The sequence below is a fragment of the Devosia rhodophyticola genome, assembly GCF_028816475.1.
Lineage (GTDB): Bacteria > Pseudomonadota > Alphaproteobacteria > Rhizobiales > Devosiaceae > Devosia > Devosia rhodophyticola.
In genome coordinates, this window is sequence record NZ_CP118247.1 from 2,197,289 (window position 1) to 2,214,747 (window position 17,459).

General features: G+C 58.1%; 14 protein-coding genes. 11 read left to right on the forward strand and 3 right to left on the reverse strand.

What is annotated here, in order from left to right:
• Positions 1–675: a hypothetical protein gene (locus PSQ90_RS10805; RefSeq protein ID WP_282210323.1), complete on the reverse strand. Its 675-nt coding sequence runs from the start codon at positions 673–675 to the stop codon at positions 1–3.
• Positions 676–779: 104 nt separating this feature from the next.
• Positions 780–2,441 (reverse strand): arylsulfatase, encoded by a 1,662-nt coding sequence (locus tag PSQ90_RS10810; protein ID WP_282210324.1) that lies wholly within the window; start codon positions 2,439–2,441, stop codon positions 780–782.
• A 490-nt stretch (positions 2,442–2,931) separates the two neighbouring features.
• Between PSQ90_RS10810 and PSQ90_RS10815 the strand changes: the two genes are divergently transcribed.
• From PSQ90_RS10815 to PSQ90_RS10865, 11 genes are all read left to right on the forward strand, one after another.
• Positions 2,932–3,723, forward strand: coding sequence for a MurR/RpiR family transcriptional regulator (locus PSQ90_RS10815; RefSeq protein ID WP_282213035.1), 792 nt, complete (start codon positions 2,932–2,934; stop codon positions 3,721–3,723).
• A 141-nt stretch (positions 3,724–3,864) separates the two neighbouring features.
• Positions 3,865–5,799, forward strand: coding sequence for a bifunctional 5-dehydro-2-deoxygluconokinase/5-dehydro-2-deoxyphosphogluconate aldolase (locus PSQ90_RS10820; protein ID WP_282210325.1), 1,935 nt, complete (start codon positions 3,865–3,867; stop codon positions 5,797–5,799).
• Positions 5,800–5,860: 61 nt separating this feature from the next.
• The gene (gene iolD, locus PSQ90_RS10825; protein ID WP_282210326.1) at positions 5,861–7,705 is read left to right on the forward strand and encodes a 3D-(3,5/4)-trihydroxycyclohexane-1,2-dione acylhydrolase (decyclizing); all 1,845 of its coding nucleotides are present in this window, start codon (positions 5,861–5,863) and stop codon (positions 7,703–7,705) included.
• Between the two features lie 17 nt (positions 7,706–7,722).
• The gene (gene iolE, locus PSQ90_RS10830; protein ID WP_282210327.1) at positions 7,723–8,640 is read left to right on the forward strand and encodes a myo-inosose-2 dehydratase; all 918 of its coding nucleotides are present in this window, start codon (positions 7,723–7,725) and stop codon (positions 8,638–8,640) included.
• 32 nt (positions 8,641–8,672) lie between these two features.
• Positions 8,673–9,470, forward strand: coding sequence for a 5-deoxy-glucuronate isomerase (gene iolB / locus PSQ90_RS10835; protein WP_282210328.1), 798 nt, complete (start codon positions 8,673–8,675; stop codon positions 9,468–9,470).
• A gap of 19 nt (positions 9,471–9,489) precedes the next feature.
• Entirely contained in the window at positions 9,490–10,494 is a 1,005-nt protein-coding gene (gene iolG, locus PSQ90_RS10840) for an inositol 2-dehydrogenase (protein WP_282210329.1), read from the forward strand.
• A gap of 87 nt (positions 10,495–10,581) precedes the next feature.
• The gene (gene purU, locus PSQ90_RS10845) at positions 10,582–11,448 is read left to right on the forward strand and encodes a formyltetrahydrofolate deformylase (RefSeq protein WP_407648110.1); all 867 of its coding nucleotides are present in this window, start codon (positions 10,582–10,584) and stop codon (positions 11,446–11,448) included.
• Positions 11,449–11,531: 83 nt separating this feature from the next.
• Positions 11,532–12,554 carry an Ldh family oxidoreductase gene (locus PSQ90_RS10850; RefSeq protein ID WP_282210331.1) on the forward strand — a complete coding sequence of 341 codons (1,023 nt, stop codon included), beginning with the start codon at positions 11,532–11,534 and terminating at the stop codon, positions 12,552–12,554.
• Between the two features lies 1 nt (position 12,555).
• Positions 12,556–13,788: an iron-containing alcohol dehydrogenase gene (locus PSQ90_RS10855; RefSeq protein ID WP_282210332.1), complete on the forward strand. Its 1,233-nt coding sequence runs from the start codon at positions 12,556–12,558 to the stop codon at positions 13,786–13,788.
• 12 nt (positions 13,789–13,800) lie between these two features.
• Complete coding sequence (locus PSQ90_RS10860) at positions 13,801–15,276, forward strand: NAD-dependent succinate-semialdehyde dehydrogenase (RefSeq protein WP_282210333.1); 1,476 nt, start codon at positions 13,801–13,803, stop codon at positions 15,274–15,276.
• A gap of 1 nt (position 15,277) precedes the next feature.
• On the forward strand, positions 15,278–15,958 hold the full coding sequence (locus PSQ90_RS10865; RefSeq protein ID WP_282210334.1) for a GntR family transcriptional regulator: 681 nt from the start codon (positions 15,278–15,280) through the stop codon (positions 15,956–15,958).
• Here PSQ90_RS10865 and PSQ90_RS10870 read toward each other — a convergent pair.
• A complete protein-coding gene (locus tag PSQ90_RS10870) occupies positions 15,955–17,349 on the reverse strand; it encodes an L-serine ammonia-lyase (RefSeq protein WP_282210335.1) in 1,395 nt (464 codons plus the stop codon). The two genes, PSQ90_RS10865 and PSQ90_RS10870, sit on opposite strands and share 4 nt — an antisense overlap.
• Positions 17,350–17,459 lie beyond the last annotated feature (110 nt).

Consider the following 17,459-nt stretch of genomic DNA (forward strand, 5'->3'; position numbering starts at 1 on the left):
CTATAAAATGGCGAGTTCGAACTCATGGGGATATTGCGGCCGGCTAGGTTGCAGGCGGATGATTTGAAGAGTTGAAACAGGCCGTTTATTTCGTCCCACTGATAGTCGAAAAATTCCTTGAGAAGGGGCAGGGAGGGGGTGGACGGTGGTTTCTTCGCGATATTGATCGGAGGTTACGCCTTTGTCGCGTAGGTAGGTTCGATAGTCGAAGCCATAGAGGGTCGAAATGCCGTGTTCTGCCAATTGTTTTTTGGACAGTTTATGGCCGAGATAGGATTTGAACCCCGACATGCAATGATCACAAAAACACCCGCCGTAGCGGCGACTCAGGGCGCCGATGGTGGGAATTGCCGAGTCGATCATCAGCCAATCCACACCAGATGCAACGACCCGCTCGAGCTGGTAGATCAAATAAGCCCGGTATCCGGGCGCGTTGGTGCAATAATGGTAGGCGGGATGGCCCTTGTAGCGGTGCTCCCACCAGGTCGTGACAGGCATATAGTCGAGGTCGCGGACCACCGATTCCATGAAGTTGCTGTCGTAGTCGATCATGCCCATCCAGTCGGCATCCAGCTCTACGCGGCCCTGAAACTTGACCCCGCAGCGATGTGCCTCGTCAACGAAGCGCTTCATCACCTCGTCCGGCTCAAGTCCGCGTCGGTCGGGTTCGGGCAAGAATCCCCACCCAAGGGCGGTCGCCCGGAACCGTTTGAATTCCTCCATCGTACCCGGTCGCGTGATGACGACGTCTGATCGTTTTAGTGTCACGTTCTCTTCCCTTAGGTCTTTTCCAGTTTTGTGAGATAGACGAAATACGGGCCGCGTTCGGCTTGGTCCTTTTCACCAGAAAGCCAAGCTTGAAGCGTGGTTTTCCCCGTATCCAGCCAAGTATTGAATAGGGCGCAATCCTCATCACCCTTGAGCAGTTCTGACTGGTCGGTCTCGCCGATTTTCAGCCGAGCCGTCTGCGCGCCGAGCCCACCTGCGACGCCGCGCGGATAGCGTCGCAGTTCGATCTCATAGTGCGCCGGTACGACAATATCGAGCGCCCAAAAACCATTGGCATTTCGGTCTGGATCGCTAACCCATTCCTGCATCCATGGAATTTTCCCGGCGGTGGGATGCCAGTCTCGCGCGGTCAATAGACATGGATCTGCAGGCGGTGAGCCGACAAGGGCATAGACATAATCGGCAAGTGCCGGTTGGAGGCTTTCCCACCAGCCCTCGTAGTCCTGCCGCAGTTCGGCAACGATGTTGGGCTCGTTGCTGGCAATATCGGTAGACTGGCCGGGATCAGTGTTCACGTCGTAGAGTTCGATGCCGTTGATCAAGCGCCAATTGCCGCGCATCACAACGCAATGGTGCCATTTCCTGGGAACGTCTGGCTGCAGGTGCACAAAAAGGCTGCGCTCTGGTGCGGGTTCATCGGAAAGTATTTGAGGAACGAGGCTAACGCCATCAAAGCTGTCGTTTGGTTGTACCGGCAATTTGCACAGGTCAATCAGCGTCGGCAGCACATCAATGTGGCCTGTCAGGCCGCTGATCTTGTGCTCGAACGGGAGATATCCGGGCGCACGCAGGAAGAAGTTGACGCGGTGTCCACCTTCATAGACGGCCCCCTTTTTTCCGCGCATGCCGGCGTTAAAACCTGAACCGGTTTCGGGATCAAATCCAGCGGCCGTGCCGTGGTCGGCGGTGAAAACAACAATGGTGTTCTCATCAAGCCCGAGCTCCGCGAGCTTTGCAAACAGGCGCCCCATATTGTCATCGAAATTGGTGATCATCCCATAAAACCGGGCCCGCTCTTCGGGGATGCCCTGATCGCGGAACGGTTGGGCATAGGACTCGGGAACGTGGAAGGGCGAGTGCATGGCGTTGGTCGCCAGATAGACGAAAAAGCGCTCGTCCTTCTTGCCTTCGATGTAGTCCATTGCTTCATCGAAAAAGATGTCGGTGCAGTATCCCTCGTGCTGCCTGGGCTCGCCATTGTGGAAATAGACATCATCGAAAAAGTCGTTACCCCAATAGTCGGGTAGTTCGCCGATGCCGCCGCCGCCATGATATATGGTAGTCTCAAATCCGCGATGCTGGGGCGCGAAGGGATAGTTGTCCCCCAAATGCCATTTGCCGAACATTGCGGTGCGATAATCGCTTTGGGCGAAGTAATCGGCCATCGTGGTTGCGCTTGTATCAAGCTGATGGCGGCCCTCAACCACGTGCCAGACGCCGCTTCGCGTTGAATAGCGCCCGGTCATCAGCGCCGCGCGTGAGGGCGAGCAAACGGGGTCATGATGGTGGTTGTCCAGCTGAACGCTTTGTCTGGCCATGCGGTCCAAGTGTGGGGTCTTTAGTGTCGGATTACCGTGATAAGATATATCGCCGTAACCCTGATCATCAGTGATGACGAAAATGACATTGGGTTTTGAGATTGTGGCCTCCATGTCGGCTTGGGGGCGCCAACCTAATTTGAGCTGATAGAAAACCTTGCTGTGTGCGGTACTGTCACGCCACGCATCGTATTTTTGGTAGAACCATATAATTGTGAGGTAATATCAGAATTGATGTTATGTCAATCATTGAGGCAAAAAATTCACGTCGGTGGCGAATTTGCGTTCGTACGGATAAAGTTTGGCGGGCCAAATATAGCGCGGTCTTGTCATGTGGAAATTTCAGCTGACAGGAAAGGGGCCAACAGGCGATAACACCGATAAAAGGTGGGTAGAGCCGATTTTGTCGGCAGGGCAGTTGCTGAAATGACTGGGATTGATCAATCCAATCCTAGTGGCAAATGCTATTCCCGCGATTAAACTGTTGGTATTCAATCGTAATGTGAATGCGGCTACAATTGGGTAGCAGAAGGAGCGGGCAGAATTGTCAGAAATCGCGAAAAGCCAGATCCCGCAGGATTTTGAGGCCTTGCGGCAGGCGATCATGGAACGACGGCATGATTTGCCCAAACGGCTGACGCAGGTGGCAGCCTATAGTCTTGATAACCCTGACGAAATTGCCTTCGGAACCGTTGCAAGCATTGCGGCGTCGGCGGCGGTGCAGCCTTCGACACTGGTGCGATTTGCCCAGCAATTTGGATTTGACGGCTTTTCTGGGTTACAGCAAATTTTTCGGGCTCGGTTACGCGAGCGCAATTCAACCTATGAAGACCGGCTGCGGGCACTTGAAGCCGACAATGCGGAAGTGTCGGAAAACATTGGAATTTTGAACGGGTTTTTATCGGCTGCCGGTCGGTCGGTGGAGACTTTATCGCACTCGATTGATCCGGCGACATTTGAGCGGTCGGTGGAATTATTGGCCAGGGCGGACACGATTTATCTGCTGGCCAAGCGGCGGGCCGCGCCGATCGGCATCTATATGGCTTATGCCTTTGGAAAGATGCGCGTCCGCAACCAGTTGATCGCAACATCGGTGGGGATCGACGACGATCTGGTGGCGATGGCGGGTCCGAACGATGCGGCGATTGCGATTTCTTTTTCTCCCTATTCGCCCGAAACTGTGGGGCAGTCACGGATGATGACGGACCGGGGCATCCCATTGATTGCCATAACAGATTCGGCGTTCTCGCCCTTGGCTGGCGAGGCTGCAGCCTGGTTTGAGGTCGTTGAGGCGGACCATGCCGGATTTCGCTCGTTGTCAGCGGGTATGGCGTTGGCCATGGCTTTGACAGTGGCCGTGGCCGAATGGCGGCGGCGGCACAAGAGCGCGCCATAAATCGATCGCCTCGACATTTTCAATATAGAATAAACGTTCCATGTTGGCTATGACATAGAACCTGTGCTGCATTTTTTGCGCGGATTTGCGTTAGCATCTGCTAACGTTGAGTGTGACATCGCGCGGTTTTCGGAGGATTAGATGGTCAATTCAGGTGATGACGAGGCGGCTCCTGTACTCGAACTGATTTCCATCGGGCGTTCGTCAGTTGATCTCTATGGCCAACAGATTGGCACCAAGCTGGAGGATGTCGCCAGTTTCTCCAAAGCTGTTGGCGGGTGCCCGTCCAATATTGCTATTGGGACGTCGCGATTGGGGCTTAGAACAGGGCTGATCACGCGGGTGGGCGACGAGCAGATGGGGCGGTTTATCCGCGAGCAGATGGTTCGCGAAGGGGTCAACGTAACCGGCATCGTGACCGACGCCGAACGGCTGACGGCGCTTGTATTGCTCGGCATTGAGAATGACGCGGCATTTCCGATGATATTTTATCGTGAAAACTGCGCCGACATGGCGCTGGAAGAAACCGACATAGATGAAGCATTTGTTGCCGGCGCCGGAGCAGTTCTGGTCAGTGGGACGCATTTTTCGAAAGCCAATACCGAGGCGGCACAGAAAAAGGCGATTCGTATTGCCAAGGCGCACGGGCGCAAGGTTATTTTCGATATTGATTACAGACCCAATCTTTGGGGGTTGGCAGGGCATTCGGCGGGCGATAGCCGTTATGTCGCGTCTGACTATGTGACGAGCAAACTCAAGCCGGTACTGGCCGATTGCGACCTGATCGTGGGCACTGAAGAAGAAGTGCTGATCGCGGCGGGACAAAGCGATTTGGTGGCGGCGCTCAGGGCCATTCGGGCGGTCTCAGATGGCCTAATTGTCCTGAAGCGCGGACCGATGGGCTGCATCGTTTATGAGGGCGAGATTCCCGACGACCTCGAAGAGGGAATTGTGGGGACTGGTTTTCCCATCGAAGTTTTCAATGTGCTGGGGGCGGGGGACAGTTTCATGTCCGGTTTCCTGCGCGGCTGGTTGCGGGGGGAAACGCACAATGTTTCGGCGACCTGGGCCAATGCCTGTGGCGCGTTTGCGGTGTCGCGGCTCTTGTGCTCCCCCGAAATTCCAACCTTTGCCGAACTTCAATACTTCCTGACCAATGGTAGCCCGGAAAAAGCGCTGCGCAAGGATGAGGCAATCAACCATTTGCATCGGGCGACAACTCGGCGCATTGAGCAGCCACGATTAATGGCGCTGGCGATAGATCATCGCAGTCAGCTTGAGGAAATGGCGGCAGCGGCGGGGCGCGATGGTGCAGCAATCAGCGCGTTCAAACTTTTAGCAGTTCAGGCGGCGACAAAAATTGCCCGGGGACGCGCGGGATTTGGTATGCTGCTGGACGATAAATATGGCCGCGAGGCCCTGTTTTCTGCGCAAAAGCAGGGGTTTTGGATCGGCAAGCCGTTTGAAGAACCCGGCTCACGCCCCTTACGGTTCGAATTTTCCCAGGATGCGGGCAGTCGCCTGATTGATTGGCATATCGACCACTGCATCAAGGTGCTGTGCTTTTATCATCCGGATGATGAGCCAGACCTAAAGACTGCCCAAATCGAAAAGCTGGGCAGCCTGCAGGAAGCGGCGCGGACCGTCGGACGAGAATTGCTGATTGAGATCATCGCGGGCAAGCACGGCGTATTGGAGCAGGACACGTTGCCCCGGGCGCTGGATGAGCTTTATCAGGCCGGATTGAAGCCAGATTGGTGGAAGCTGGAGCCGCAGGCGTCGCCCGCCGCGTGGCAGGAAATTGATGCCACAATTGAGCAGCATGATCCCTGGTGTCGTGGCGTTGTGCTGTTGGGGCTGGACGCGCCGATGGCTGAACTGGAGGCCGGATTTGCTGCAGCGCAAGTGGCGCGCTCAGTGAAGGGATTTGCCGTGGGGCGCACAATATTTGGCGAAGCGGCGCGCAGCTGGCTAGCGGGGACGATGAGCGATGCCCAAGCAATTGACGATATGGCCAAGCGGTTTGAAGCACTGACGCTGGTCTGGGAACGGGTAGCGGGCCAAGTCGCAGCATAGGCACCCTCGGTCTCCCCGTCGCGGGGCGGTAAGAGTTGGCAAAAAGCAGGAAGAGATTAGCATGAGCCAGAAAGCAGTTCGATTGACGATGGCGCAAGCGCTGGTGCGGTTCATGGCGGCGCAGAAGGTTGAGATCGAGGGCGAGGTGTGCCCGATATTTGGCGGCGTGTTTGCGATTTTCGGGCATGGCAATGTCGCGGGACTGGGCGAAGCCCTTTACGGTGTGCGTGATCAGTTGCCGACCTATCGTGGCCAGAACGAGCAGGGTATGGGCAATGCGGCCGCAGCCTTTGCCAAGGCCAGTTTTCGACGCCGGTTCATGGCGTGCACCTCCTCAATCGGACCGGGGGCGCTCAATATGGTCACCTCGGCGGCTGTGGCGCATGTCAACCGATTGCCGATGTTGCTGTTGCCGGGCGATGTGTTTGCCAATCGTCGGCCTGATCCGGTCTTGCAGCAGGCCGAAGATTTTGGCGATGGCACGGTGACGGTCAATGATTGCTTCAGGCCGGTCAGTCGCTATTTCGACCGGATTACCCGTCCCGAGCAAATCATGCCGGCGCTGGCGCGTGCCATGCAGGTGCTGACCGATCCGGCCGAATGCGGGCCAGTGACCTTGTCGCTGTGTCAGGATGTGCAGGCGGAAGCCTATGATTATCCCACAGGGTTCTTTGATGAAAAAGTCTGGCGGCAGCGCCGGGTGATGCCAGATGCAGATGAATTTGCCGAAGCGGCGGGCGCCTTGATGCAGGCCAAGCGGCCAGTGATCATTTCCGGTGGTGGGGTGCTTTATTCTGGCGCCAGCGCGGCGTTGGGGCGTTTTGCGCAAAGCCATGGCATTCCCGTGCTGGAAACCCAGGCGGGCAAATCGGCGCTGGCCCATGATCATGCGATGAACATGGGGTCGGTTGGGGTGACGGGCACATCGGCGGCCAACCAACTGGCGGAGGACGCAGATGTGGTTCTGGCGGTGGGGACGCGGTTGCAGGATTTTACCACCGGTTCATGGGCGCTGTTCAAGAATGAAGCGCTCAAGATCATTGGACTCAATACCCAGATTTTCGATGCCGCCAAGCATCGCGCCCTGCCGCTGATTGCCGATGCGCAGGTGGGGCTGGATGCGCTCAACACCGCGATGATGGGTTGGGAAGCGGAAACCGACTGGACCAACAGGGCACGCGACGGCAAGGCGGATTGGCTGCATGAAGCCGACAAGGCCATGGCACCGGGCAACGCCGAATTGCCGTCCGATGCACAGGTCATCGGGGCGGTATTGCGGACGCGCGAAGATTCGGTGCTGGTGTGTGCGGCAGGCGGATTGCCGGGAGAACTGCATAAGCTCTGGCAGGCCAAAAAACCGGGCAATTATCACATGGAGTATGGTTTTTCGACCATGGGCTACGAGATTGCCGGGGGGCTTGGCGTCAAGCTGGCAAGACCTGATGATGATGTTGTCGTGATGGTCGGGGATGGCAGCTATTTGATGCTGAATTCCGAAATTGTTTCCTCAATAATGCTGGGGGCCCGACTGACCATTGTTGTGCTCGATAATGCCGGGTACGGCTGCATCAATCGGCTGCAGATGGAAACGGGTGGGGCCAACTTCAACAATCTGCTCAAGGATACCCGACATGTTGAGCTGCCCAGGATAGATTTTGCGGCGCACGCCAAAAGCCTGGGCGCGGTGGCGCGCAAGGTCAATTCCATTGGTGATCTGGAAGCGGCGCTCAAGGAAGCGGAAGGCGATGCGGTGACCAGTGTTATCGTGATTGATACCGATCCGCTGGTGACGACCGATGAGGGCGGGCACTGGTGGGATGTGGCGGTGCCTGAAGTTTCAGCGCGCAGCGAAGTCAATGTGGCGCGCGAAAATTACGAACAGGCGCGCAAGAAGCAGCGGCCCTAATATTTCAGGAGAGCCCCGTGAAGGCAAAACTTGGTATGTCGCCCATCGCCTGGTGGAACGATGATCTGGTTGAACTGAGTGACGATGTAACGCTTGAAGAATGCCTGAGCCAATCGCGCTCGGCAGGCTTTACCGGCATGGAAAAAGGGCGGCGGTTTCCCGACGATCCTGCCGTGATGCTGCCAATCCTCAAGGCGGCGGACGTGACGCTTTGCGGGGGTTGGTTTTCGGGCACGCTGGTAGATGAAGAGCTGGCTGTCAACATGGCGCGGATCGAGCCAATGATCGAGCTGTTCAAGGCCGTGGATGCGCCGTGCATTGTTTATGGCGAAGTGGGGCGTTCAATTCAGGGACAGCGCTCGGTACCGCTGGCGCAAAAGCCCCGGCTAGATGAAAGCGAAATGAAGGCCTATGCGAATAAGGTCACCCAATTTGGTGAGTGGTGCGCCGAAAAAGGCATGCCGCTGGCTTATCACCACCATATGGGCGCGGTGGTTGAAACCGAAGCGGAACTTGACGCCTTCATGAACGGGTCGGGAGCAGGGATTCCGCTGTTGTATGACGCGGGACATCTGGCCTTTGCGGGCGGGGATGTTCTGGGTGTCATCGACAAACATCACAAGCGGATCAGACATGTTCATGTAAAGGACGTGCGCATGGGTGTGATTGAGGCGTTGGACAGGACCCGGCAATCGTTTCTCGATGCGGTGGCGCTCGGGGCGTTTACGGTGCCGGGCGACGGATCGCTGGATTTTGAAGCGATTGTGCAAAAATTTGCCGATCATGGCTATGAGGGCTGGCTTGTCGTGGAGGCGGAGCAGGACCCCAAGGCCAATCCACCGGAAAAAATGGCAGAGGTTGGTCACAAAGAGCTTTTGCGGGTGATGGGAGCGGCCGGATACACCGTGGAAACGCAAGGCTTTCCCAAGCAATAACGGCGGCCCGATGCTGCAAACCGGAGAATACTATGTCGAAACTATTGATCAAGCCGCAGGCGAGCAAAGGGCGGGTGCATCATGTGACCCCCGAAACGGCAGGCTGGACCTATGTCGGGTTCGATCTGCATCAGCTTGCGGTGGGCGAGACTGTTTCGGGTGGTGAAGCTGGGCGCGAAATGTGCCTTGTTTTTGTCAGCGGCAAAGGCACGGCGCAGGCGGGGGACAAGGATTTTGGCGAACTGGGCCAAAGGATGAGCCCGTTTGACGGCAAGCCCTATTCGCTATATGCGCCGGCGGGGACGCAATGGGCGGTTACCGCGACGACCGAGTTGACGCTGGCAGTTTGTTCCGCGCCGGGAACGGTGGGCAATTTCGTGGCTCGGGTGATTGCGCCAAGGGATGCTGAGGCGCTGACGCGTGGCAAGGGCAGTAATGTGCGCCATGTGGTCAATATCTTACCCGAGACCGAGCCCGCAGAGTCATTGCTGGTGGTTGAGGTGATCACGCCGGGCGGTAATACCTCGTCCTATCCACCGCACAAGCACGACAAGGATAATCTGCCACACGAAAGCCAGCTCGAAGAGACCTATTATCATCGGATGAACCCGCCGCAGGGCTTTGGCTTTCAGCGGGTTTATACCGATGATCGTTCGCTTGATGAGGCGATGGCGGTCGAAGATGGCGATGTGACGCTGGTGCCCAGGGGCTATCATCCGGTCGCGGCGACCCATGGCTATGACCTCTATTATCTCAACGTGATGGCCGGACCGACGCGGATCTGGAAGTTTCACAATGCGGCTGAACATGAGTGGCTACTCAAGCCCTGACCTAAATGGAGTTTTCTGAATGAGTGTTCGTTTTGCGCTGTTGGGTGCGGGCCGGATTGGCAAGGTGCACGCCAAGGCAATTGCCGCCAATCCTGATGCCGAACTGGTTGTGGTGGCTGATGCCTTTGCAGTGGCGGCTGATGATCTGGCCAAGGCATATGGGTGTGTGGTCTTAGATATTGATAGCATTGCTGCTGACCCGAATATTGATGCAGTGGTTATCTGCACCCCGACCGACACCCATGCTGATTTGATCGAGCAGTTCACGGTCGCTGGCAAAGCGGTTTTTTGTGAGAAGCCGATTGATCTAAGTGTTGAGCGAGTGCGGACTTGTCTTGGGGTTGTGGCCAGGCACAAAGGCACGCTGATGGTGGGGTTCAATCGCCGGTTTGATCCTCATTTCATGGCGGTCAAGCAAGCGATTGTCGACGGGCAGATCGGCGCGGTTGAAATGGTCAATATCATTTCGCGCGATCCGGGACCGCCACCGATTGACTATATCGGACGGTCAGGCGGAATTTTTCGCGACATGACCATCCATGATTTTGATATGGCGCGGTTCCTACTCGGCGACGAGCCGATTCTGGTGACGGCGCATGCCTCGGTGCTGGTGGACAAGGCGATTGAGGCCGCCGGGGACTTTGACAGTGCCAATATCATTCTGGAAACGGCGAGCGGCGCGCAGGCCTCAATCTCCAATTCGCGGCGGGCCAGCTATGGCTATGATCAGCGCATTGAAGTGCTTGGAGCACAAGGACTGGTAAGCGCGGAAAACCAGCGGCCAGTTTCGATCGAGATTGCCAATGGCAAGGGTTTTACCCGGCCACCGCTGCATGACTTTTTCATGACGCGCTATACCGAGGCCTATGCCAACGAGATTACCAGCTTTATTGCGGCGATTGGTAGCGGCAAGGCGGCGACGCCATCGGGCGAGGATGGGCTCAAGGCCTTGATCCTTGCCGAAGCGGCTTTGAGATCGGTGGCTGAAGGGCGTCGCGTCGCGGTCAGCGAAATCGCGCCATAAGGTTTGGCTTGCCGATAGCGGCCAAGCGCTTTATCCAAAGGCCGAATTTGGTTGCGCGGTTCCTCGCGCAGCCACGCTTGCAAGCCGATGGAGAGCATTTTGGAGCCGCAGAGTTTTGTGCTGACGCTGTCTTGTGAGGACAGACCGGGGATTGTGGCTTCAGTCACGACTGAACTGGCGGCGCGAGATGCCAATATTGCTGAAAGCAACCAGTTTTGGGATCGCCAGACCGGGCAGTTTTTCATGCGGCTGGCGTTCAATGCGGCAATGGGCACCAGCCGGGAAGTGCTTGAGTTGGCCCTAAAGCCGTCGGTCGCGCGGTTCGGCATGAAGACGCAACTGGTTAATCAGGCCAGCCGCCCCCGCATCGTGGTGATGGTTTCCAAGTTCGACCATGTGTTGTTGCACTTGCTCTACCAGATCAAGGTGGGGTGGCTGGACGCCGAGGTGGTGGGAATTGTTTCCAACCATGAAGATGCGCGCTCGATTGCGGAAGCTGAGAACATTCCGTTTCACTATTGGCCCGTGAGCAGGGACACCAAGGCTGAGCAGGAAGCGTTGGTGATGGATCTTGTGCAGCGCGAGAACATCGATCTGGTGGTTCTGGCGCGCTATATGCAGGTGCTATCGGACAAATTATCAACGCGGCTATTTGGGCAGATCATCAATATCCACCATTCGTTCCTGCCGAGTTTTAAAGGGGCCAAGCCCTATCATCAGGCCCATGATCGCGGGGTCAAACTGATCGGTGCGACGGCGCATTATGTGACGCCAGCGCTGGACGAGGGCCCGATTATTGAACAGGAAACGGCGCGAGTCAGTCATTCAATGAGCGCCGAGGATCTGGTGGCGGCGGGCCGCGATATCGAAGCGCGGGTTTTGGCGCGCGCGGTCAAGCTGCATTGCGAGAACCGGGTCATGCTCAATGGGCACAAGACGGTGGTGTTTGGCTAAGCACTGCGATCTGCACGGGAGCGGTTGACAGTGTGGACCGGAGCCGGGCAGGTTGCGATATCTGATATCGTATAGGATTTTCCATGCCGCTGGTTGATGCAGTCGAATTGCGAGACGTGGCGACGGCGGCGCTCAAGGGCGCAGGCGTGCCCGAGGGCGGTGCGCGATTGCAGGCGGACCTGTTGTTGGACGCCGAATTGCGGGCGGTTCCGTCGCACGGATTTTTGCGGTTGGAGCGACTGGTGGCGCGCATCGGCAATGGGGTGGCGAGCGCTACGGCCAGTGGCAGCCATGATTGGCGCGGGCCGGGATTTGTCAGCGTTGACGGGCAGAACGGGCTGGGACCGGTGGTGGCTGAAGCAGCGCTGGCGGCCATTTCACCGGCTGCGAAAAGCCAGGGGATTGCCGTGGCGGCGGTCGCAAACGCCAACCATATCGGCATGCTGGCCTATTATGCAGAAGCGATTGCGCGCGCCGGGCAGGTGGGAATTGTGCTCTCGACCAGTGAAGCGCTGGTGCACCCCTATGGTGGGCGGCAGGCATTGATCGGCACCAATCCAATTGCGATTGGTGTTCCCAGCGCGGACGGACCGTTTGTTGTTGATCTGGCCACAAGCCTTGTGTCGATGGGCGAAATTCACGATCGGGCGCATCGCGGGCAAGCGCTGCCCGAGGGTTGGGCGCTGGACGCACAGGGCAACACAACCACCGACGCCGAGGCGGCAAAAGCGGGGGCAATTGCACCATTTGGCGCGGCCAAGGGTTATGCATTGGGCCTGGCGTTTGAACTGATGGTGACGGCGCTGACCGGGACGGCGTTGGGGCGCGATGTCGTTGGCACGCTGGATGCCGACCAGCTCTGCAACAAGGGCGATGTGTTTATCGTCATTGATCCGGTGTCGGGGCAGGGTGAGGCGATTGCACGGTATCTCGAAATTTTGCGTCAGGCCGAACCCGCCGACGGCTTTGATCAGGTATTGATACCCGGCGAGCGGGGTCGTGCGCTTAAAGCTGAACGGCTCAGGGGCGGGGTGCCGGTAGCCGATAGTGTTTGGTCGAGCATGCAGCGGCTGCGTGATACGGCGCTTGCCAGAGGAGAAATTTGAAATGGGGATGTTTGCTACAGGGCGGTCGCCGCGCAATATCGTTTTCGGACGTGGCCAACGCCAATCCCTGCCCGGCTATGCCGGCCAATTGGGACAGCGAGCGCTGGTGGTGACGGACGAACGCATGGGGGCGGAAGCAGATTTCGTCGCCATGATGGACGGGTTGCGCACTGCCGGGTTGAGCATTGAGATATTTGACGCGACGCCGCCCGAGGTGCCACTGGCTGCCATTGAGCAATGCGTTGCGGCGGGGCGCGCCTTCGGGCCCGATATAGTTATTGGGATCGGCGGTGGGTCCTGTCTTGATATGGCAAAAGCTACCGCTCTGTTGCTGGCGCATGACGGTTCGCCGCGCGATTATTTTGGTGAGTTCAAAGTGCCAGGCCCTGTGGTGCCCTTGATTGCCGTGCCGACCACGGCAGGAACAGGCAGCGAGGCAACGCCGGTAGCCGTGGTGGCCGATAGCGACCGCGTGCTCAAGGTTGGTATCGCCAGTCCGTTTCTAATTCCCCATACCGCCATTTGCGACCCTGAACTGACGCTGACTTGTCCGGCTGGGTTGACTGCAATCGCAGGGGCCGATGCACTGACCCACGCCATTGAGGCGTTGACGGCGCTGGCTCGGCCGATTGATGGGCAAACGACGCATGAGCATGTTTTTGTGGGCAAGAACGGGCTCAGTGATACCTATGCAAGGCAAGCAATCAGCCATCTCAGTGATGGACTGGCGCGCGCGGTTGCATCAGGCGAAGATATGGCCGCCCGCGAAAGCGTGATGCTGGGAGCGCTGTTGGCTGGGATGGCCTTTGGGGTAGCAGGAACGGCGGCGGCCCATGCGATTCAATATCCGGTTGGCGCCCTAACCCACACGGCGCACGGGTCCGGGGTCGCGTGTCTGTTGCCCTATGTTATGCACTTCAACCGCTCACACGCCACAGCTTCGATGGCCCAGGTTGCCGAGGCGATGGGCGTTGTCGTTGCGCGCGACGATGATGATGCCAATGCCGAACGGGCAATCGTGGCGGTGGAAACATTATTTGGCGAGATCGGCATCCCGCGCGACCTTGAAGCGTTGGGCCTCAAGCACGATCAGCAGGAATGGTGCGCCGAGCAATCGATGGGTGCGGCGCGTCTGGTCAAGAACAACCCACGACCACTGGACGTTGCAGCGATGCGCACGATTATCAAGGCGGCCCATGCCGGGCGCCGCGACCTGCTCGACGCAGAAATTTGAAAGGCAGGACAAATGCTCAATATACCAAAATCGCTCGAAGGCTTTGGACTGATGGACGGGGTCAAGACCGATTTGTTGATCGGCGGTGCATGGCGGCAGGGTGCCGAGAACAAGCGGATCGATGTGCTTGATCCATCGACCGGACAGGTCATCGCCGATATTGCCGATGCCACTGTTGATGACGGGTTGGCAGCGGTTGATGCGGCCTCGGATGCTGCGGCCTCGTGGGCGGCGACACCGCCTCGGCAGCGCGGCGAAATCTTGCGCAAATGTTTTGAGCTGATGGTGGCGCGGGCTGAAATGCTGGCGCGGCTGATCAGTCTTGAAAACGGCAAGGCGCTGCCTGACGCGCGGGGCGAAGTTGCCTATGCGGCGGAATTTTTCCGCTGGTTTTCCGAGGAAGCGGTGCGGATCAACGGCGATCTGTCGCTGGCGCCGAACGGCAATAATCGCATCATGGTGCAATATCAGCCTATTGGAGTCAGTGTCCTGATAACGCCGTGGAATTTTCCGGCAGCAATGGCGACGCGCAAGATGGCGCCTGCATTGGCGGCCGGGTGTACCGTTGTGTTGAAACCGGCAACTGAAACGCCGCTGACCGCCTATGCGATGGCAGCACTGATGGACGAGGCGGGTGTGCCAAAGGGCGTGGTCAATGTCGTTACATCCTCCAAGACCGCCAAGCTGATCAGCGCGATGTTGCATCATCCCAAGGTGCGCAAACTGTCGTTCACCGGTTCGACCCATGTAGGGCGGATTCTTTTGCGTGAAGCGGCAGATCAGGTGATCAGTTGCTCGATGGAATTGGGCGGCAACGCGCCTTTTGTCGTGTTTGATGATGCTGATCTGGAAAAGGCGCTTGATGGGGCCATGATTGCCAAGATGCGCAATGGCGGGGAGGCGTGCACCGCAGCCAACCGCTTTTATGTGCAGGCCGGCATTGCCGACAAGTTTGCACGAGGGCTGGCTGAACGCATGGGCGCGATGCGGTTGGGTGCCGGTTATGAAGAGGGTGTGACCTGTGGTCCGATGATCAATCTGGCCGCCATCGAGCGGATTGATGAATGGGTGCGCGAGGCGGTGGAAGATGGTGCTCATGTGCTGGTCGGCGGGGAAATGGGCAAGGGGGATGGGTATTTCTATCCGCCAACGGTCGTGACCAAGGTGCCGGGCGATGCCAATCTGGTGCGCGATGAAATATTCGGGCCGGTAGCGCCGATCACAGTGTTTGAAACGATGGACGAAGCCATCGCGCTGGCCAATGACAGCGAATATGGGTTGATTGCCTATGTCTATACCGAGGACATGAAAAAGGGTTTGCAGGTTGCGGACCGGTTTGAAGCGGGCATGGTGGGGCTCAATCGCGGCCTCGTATCGGACCCTGCGGCGCCGTTTGGCGGGGTCAAGCAAAGCGGGCTGGGGCGTGAGGGCGCGCACCATGGGATCCTCGAATTCTGCGAGGCAAAATATACAGCGGTAAGTTGGTAGGATGGCGGTTCCCAACGCTGTAGCGGGGCTATTGCAGCGACCGGCGCGCTTGGGTGACGAGGTCTATGGGCGGATATTTTCCCAGATCATGTCGCTCGACATCGCGCCGGGCACCCGCATATCGGTTGATGCATTGGCGCGCGAACTCGGGGTGTCGCAGACGCCAATCCGCGAGGCGCTGGGGCGGCTTGAGGGCGAGGGCCTTGTTACCAAAACCCATCTGGTTGGCTATCGCGCTGCGCCTCGGCTCAGTGCGCAACAGTTTGACGATTTGTACGATCTTCGCCTCTTGCTGGAGCCTTATGCGGCGGCGATGGCGGCGCAAAAAATCAGTGATGCTGACATTGGGCACCTGGTCGATCTCAGTGGGCAAATGGATGGTGCGGGTGAACAGGGCAGTCTTGATGAATATGCCCATTTTGCCCGGTTCGACATGGAATTTCATGATCAGGTGGCGGTCAGTTCCGGCAACGGTCTGGCCAGCGAGGCGCTAGGGCGATTGCATACGCATGTGCATCTGTTCCGGTTGGCCTACCATGAGCAGGCAATCGCGGCGGCGCTGCGTGAGCATGCGGTGGTAGTGAGCGCAATTGCGGCGCGCGATGCGGCGGGCGCGCACGAAGCGATGCAGCTTCACATCGAAAAATCGCGGGCGCGGTTCGTCAGCAGGATTGAGCGCTAGCAGGCAGGGAAATTGACCGCCAGGCCCGCAAGGCTGGTTTCCTTATAACGTTCGGACATGTCCATGCCGGTCTGGCGCATGGTTTCAACGCAGGCGTCAAGCGGGACGGCGTGAATGCCATCGCCTTTCATGGCCAGCGAGGCGGCGGTAACGGCTTTTACCGCACCAAAGGCGTTGCGCTCGATACACGGAATTTGCACCAGTCCGCCGACCGGGTCGCAAGTCATGCCCAGATGATGTTCAAGCGCAATTTCGGCGGCGTTTTCGACCTGGGTCGGGGTGCCGCCCATGATGGCGCAGAGACCGGCGGCGGCCATGGCGGACGCGGAGCCGACTTCGCCCTGACAGCCAACTTCGGCCCCCGAAATCGAGGCGTTGTGCTTGATAATGCCGCCAATGGCCGCAGCGGTCAGCATATAGTCGGCAATATTGCCAGGGGATGCGCCCGCGTTGAATTTGAGAAAATACCGCAGGACTGCTGGAATAACCCCAGCGGCCCCATTGGTGGGAGCAGTCACAACGCGGCCACCGGCGGCGTTTTCCTCATTGACGGCCATGGCGTAAACGCTCAGCCAGTCGTTGGCCATGAGCGGGGTAATTTCATTGCGCTGCCATTGAGCATCGAGTTGGCCGTGGATGGCCTTGGCGCGCCGTTTTACCTTGAGCCCGCCGGGCATGATGCCGTCTTGGGCAAGGCCGCGATCAATGCAGTTGGACATGGCGGACCAGATCGCATCGATGCCTTTATCAAGCTGGGTGCGCGATAGGGTCGCCTGTTCGTTGGCGCGTTTTAGTTGGGCAATGGAAAGGCCCGTCGCGGCGGCCATCGCAAGCATGTCGCTGGCATTGGCAAATGGGTAAGGCACATCAGCATCGGCGGGCGAGGCGGCCTTGACGGTTTCAAGCTCGGCCTCACTGACCACGAAGCCGCCACCGATGGAATAATAGACGCGGCGCAGCAGCAAACCGCCGTCGGCATCGAATGCGGCAAATTGCAAGCCGTTTGGATGGCCGGGCAGCTTGGTGTGCTTATCAAAGACGAGATCGCGTTGGGGGCGGAAACGATAGGCGGGATGGCCGGGTGGATGAAGCTGTCCTGAGGCTTCGACCGAAGCGATGAGCGCGTCCATTTCGTCGGGATCGACAGTATCGGGGGTTTTGCCGCAAAGGCCGAGAATGACGGCGCGTCCGCTGCCGTGGCCGACACCGGTAAAGGCCAGTGAGCCATGCAGGCTTGCTGTCAATGCCGCGGGTTGAGCATTGCGGGCGCGGGGCCAGTCGCCATGGGCGAGTTCATCGAGAAAGCGGTTGGCGGCGCTCATGGGCCCCATGGTGTGGGAGCTTGAGGGGCCAATGCCAATTTTGAAAACGTCAAATACCGAAAGAAACATCGAGATCACTGTGCGCTAAATCGGAATGGTGGGCAATCGGGACTGTTGTGCAATCGGGAACAGTGTATGGCAGGTTTGCTTGCTTGTTTTAGCGCACGCGACGCCAATAT

Excerpts from the sequence above, each read along its gene's own strand:
- PSQ90_RS10810 (WP_282210324.1), bottom strand. The coding sequence starts at position 2,441 with ATGGAGGCCACAATCTCAAAACCCAATGTCATTTTCGTCATCACTGAT.
- PSQ90_RS10815 (WP_282213035.1), top strand. The coding sequence starts at position 2,932 with ATGGAACGACGGCATGATTTGCCCAAACGGCTGACGCAGGTGGCAGCC.
- PSQ90_RS10820 (WP_282210325.1), top strand. The coding sequence starts at position 3,865 with ATGGTCAATTCAGGTGATGACGAGGCGGCTCCTGTACTCGAACTGATT.
- iolD (WP_282210326.1), top strand. The coding sequence starts at position 5,861 with ATGAGCCAGAAAGCAGTTCGATTGACGATGGCGCAAGCGCTGGTGCGG.
- iolB (WP_282210328.1), top strand. The coding sequence starts at position 8,673 with ATGTCGAAACTATTGATCAAGCCGCAGGCGAGCAAAGGGCGGGTGCAT.
- iolG (WP_282210329.1), top strand. The coding sequence starts at position 9,490 with ATGAGTGTTCGTTTTGCGCTGTTGGGTGCGGGCCGGATTGGCAAGGTG.
- purU (WP_407648110.1), top strand. The coding sequence starts at position 10,582 with ATGGAGAGCATTTTGGAGCCGCAGAGTTTTGTGCTGACGCTGTCTTGT.
- PSQ90_RS10850 (WP_282210331.1), top strand. The coding sequence starts at position 11,532 with ATGCCGCTGGTTGATGCAGTCGAATTGCGAGACGTGGCGACGGCGGCG.
- PSQ90_RS10855 (WP_282210332.1), top strand. The coding sequence starts at position 12,556 with ATGGGGATGTTTGCTACAGGGCGGTCGCCGCGCAATATCGTTTTCGGA.
- PSQ90_RS10860 (WP_282210333.1), top strand. The coding sequence starts at position 13,801 with ATGCTCAATATACCAAAATCGCTCGAAGGCTTTGGACTGATGGACGGG.
- PSQ90_RS10865 (WP_282210334.1), top strand. The coding sequence starts at position 15,278 with ATGGCGGTTCCCAACGCTGTAGCGGGGCTATTGCAGCGACCGGCGCGC.
- PSQ90_RS10870 (WP_282210335.1), bottom strand. The coding sequence starts at position 17,349 with ATGTTTCTTTCGGTATTTGACGTTTTCAAAATTGGCATTGGCCCCTCA.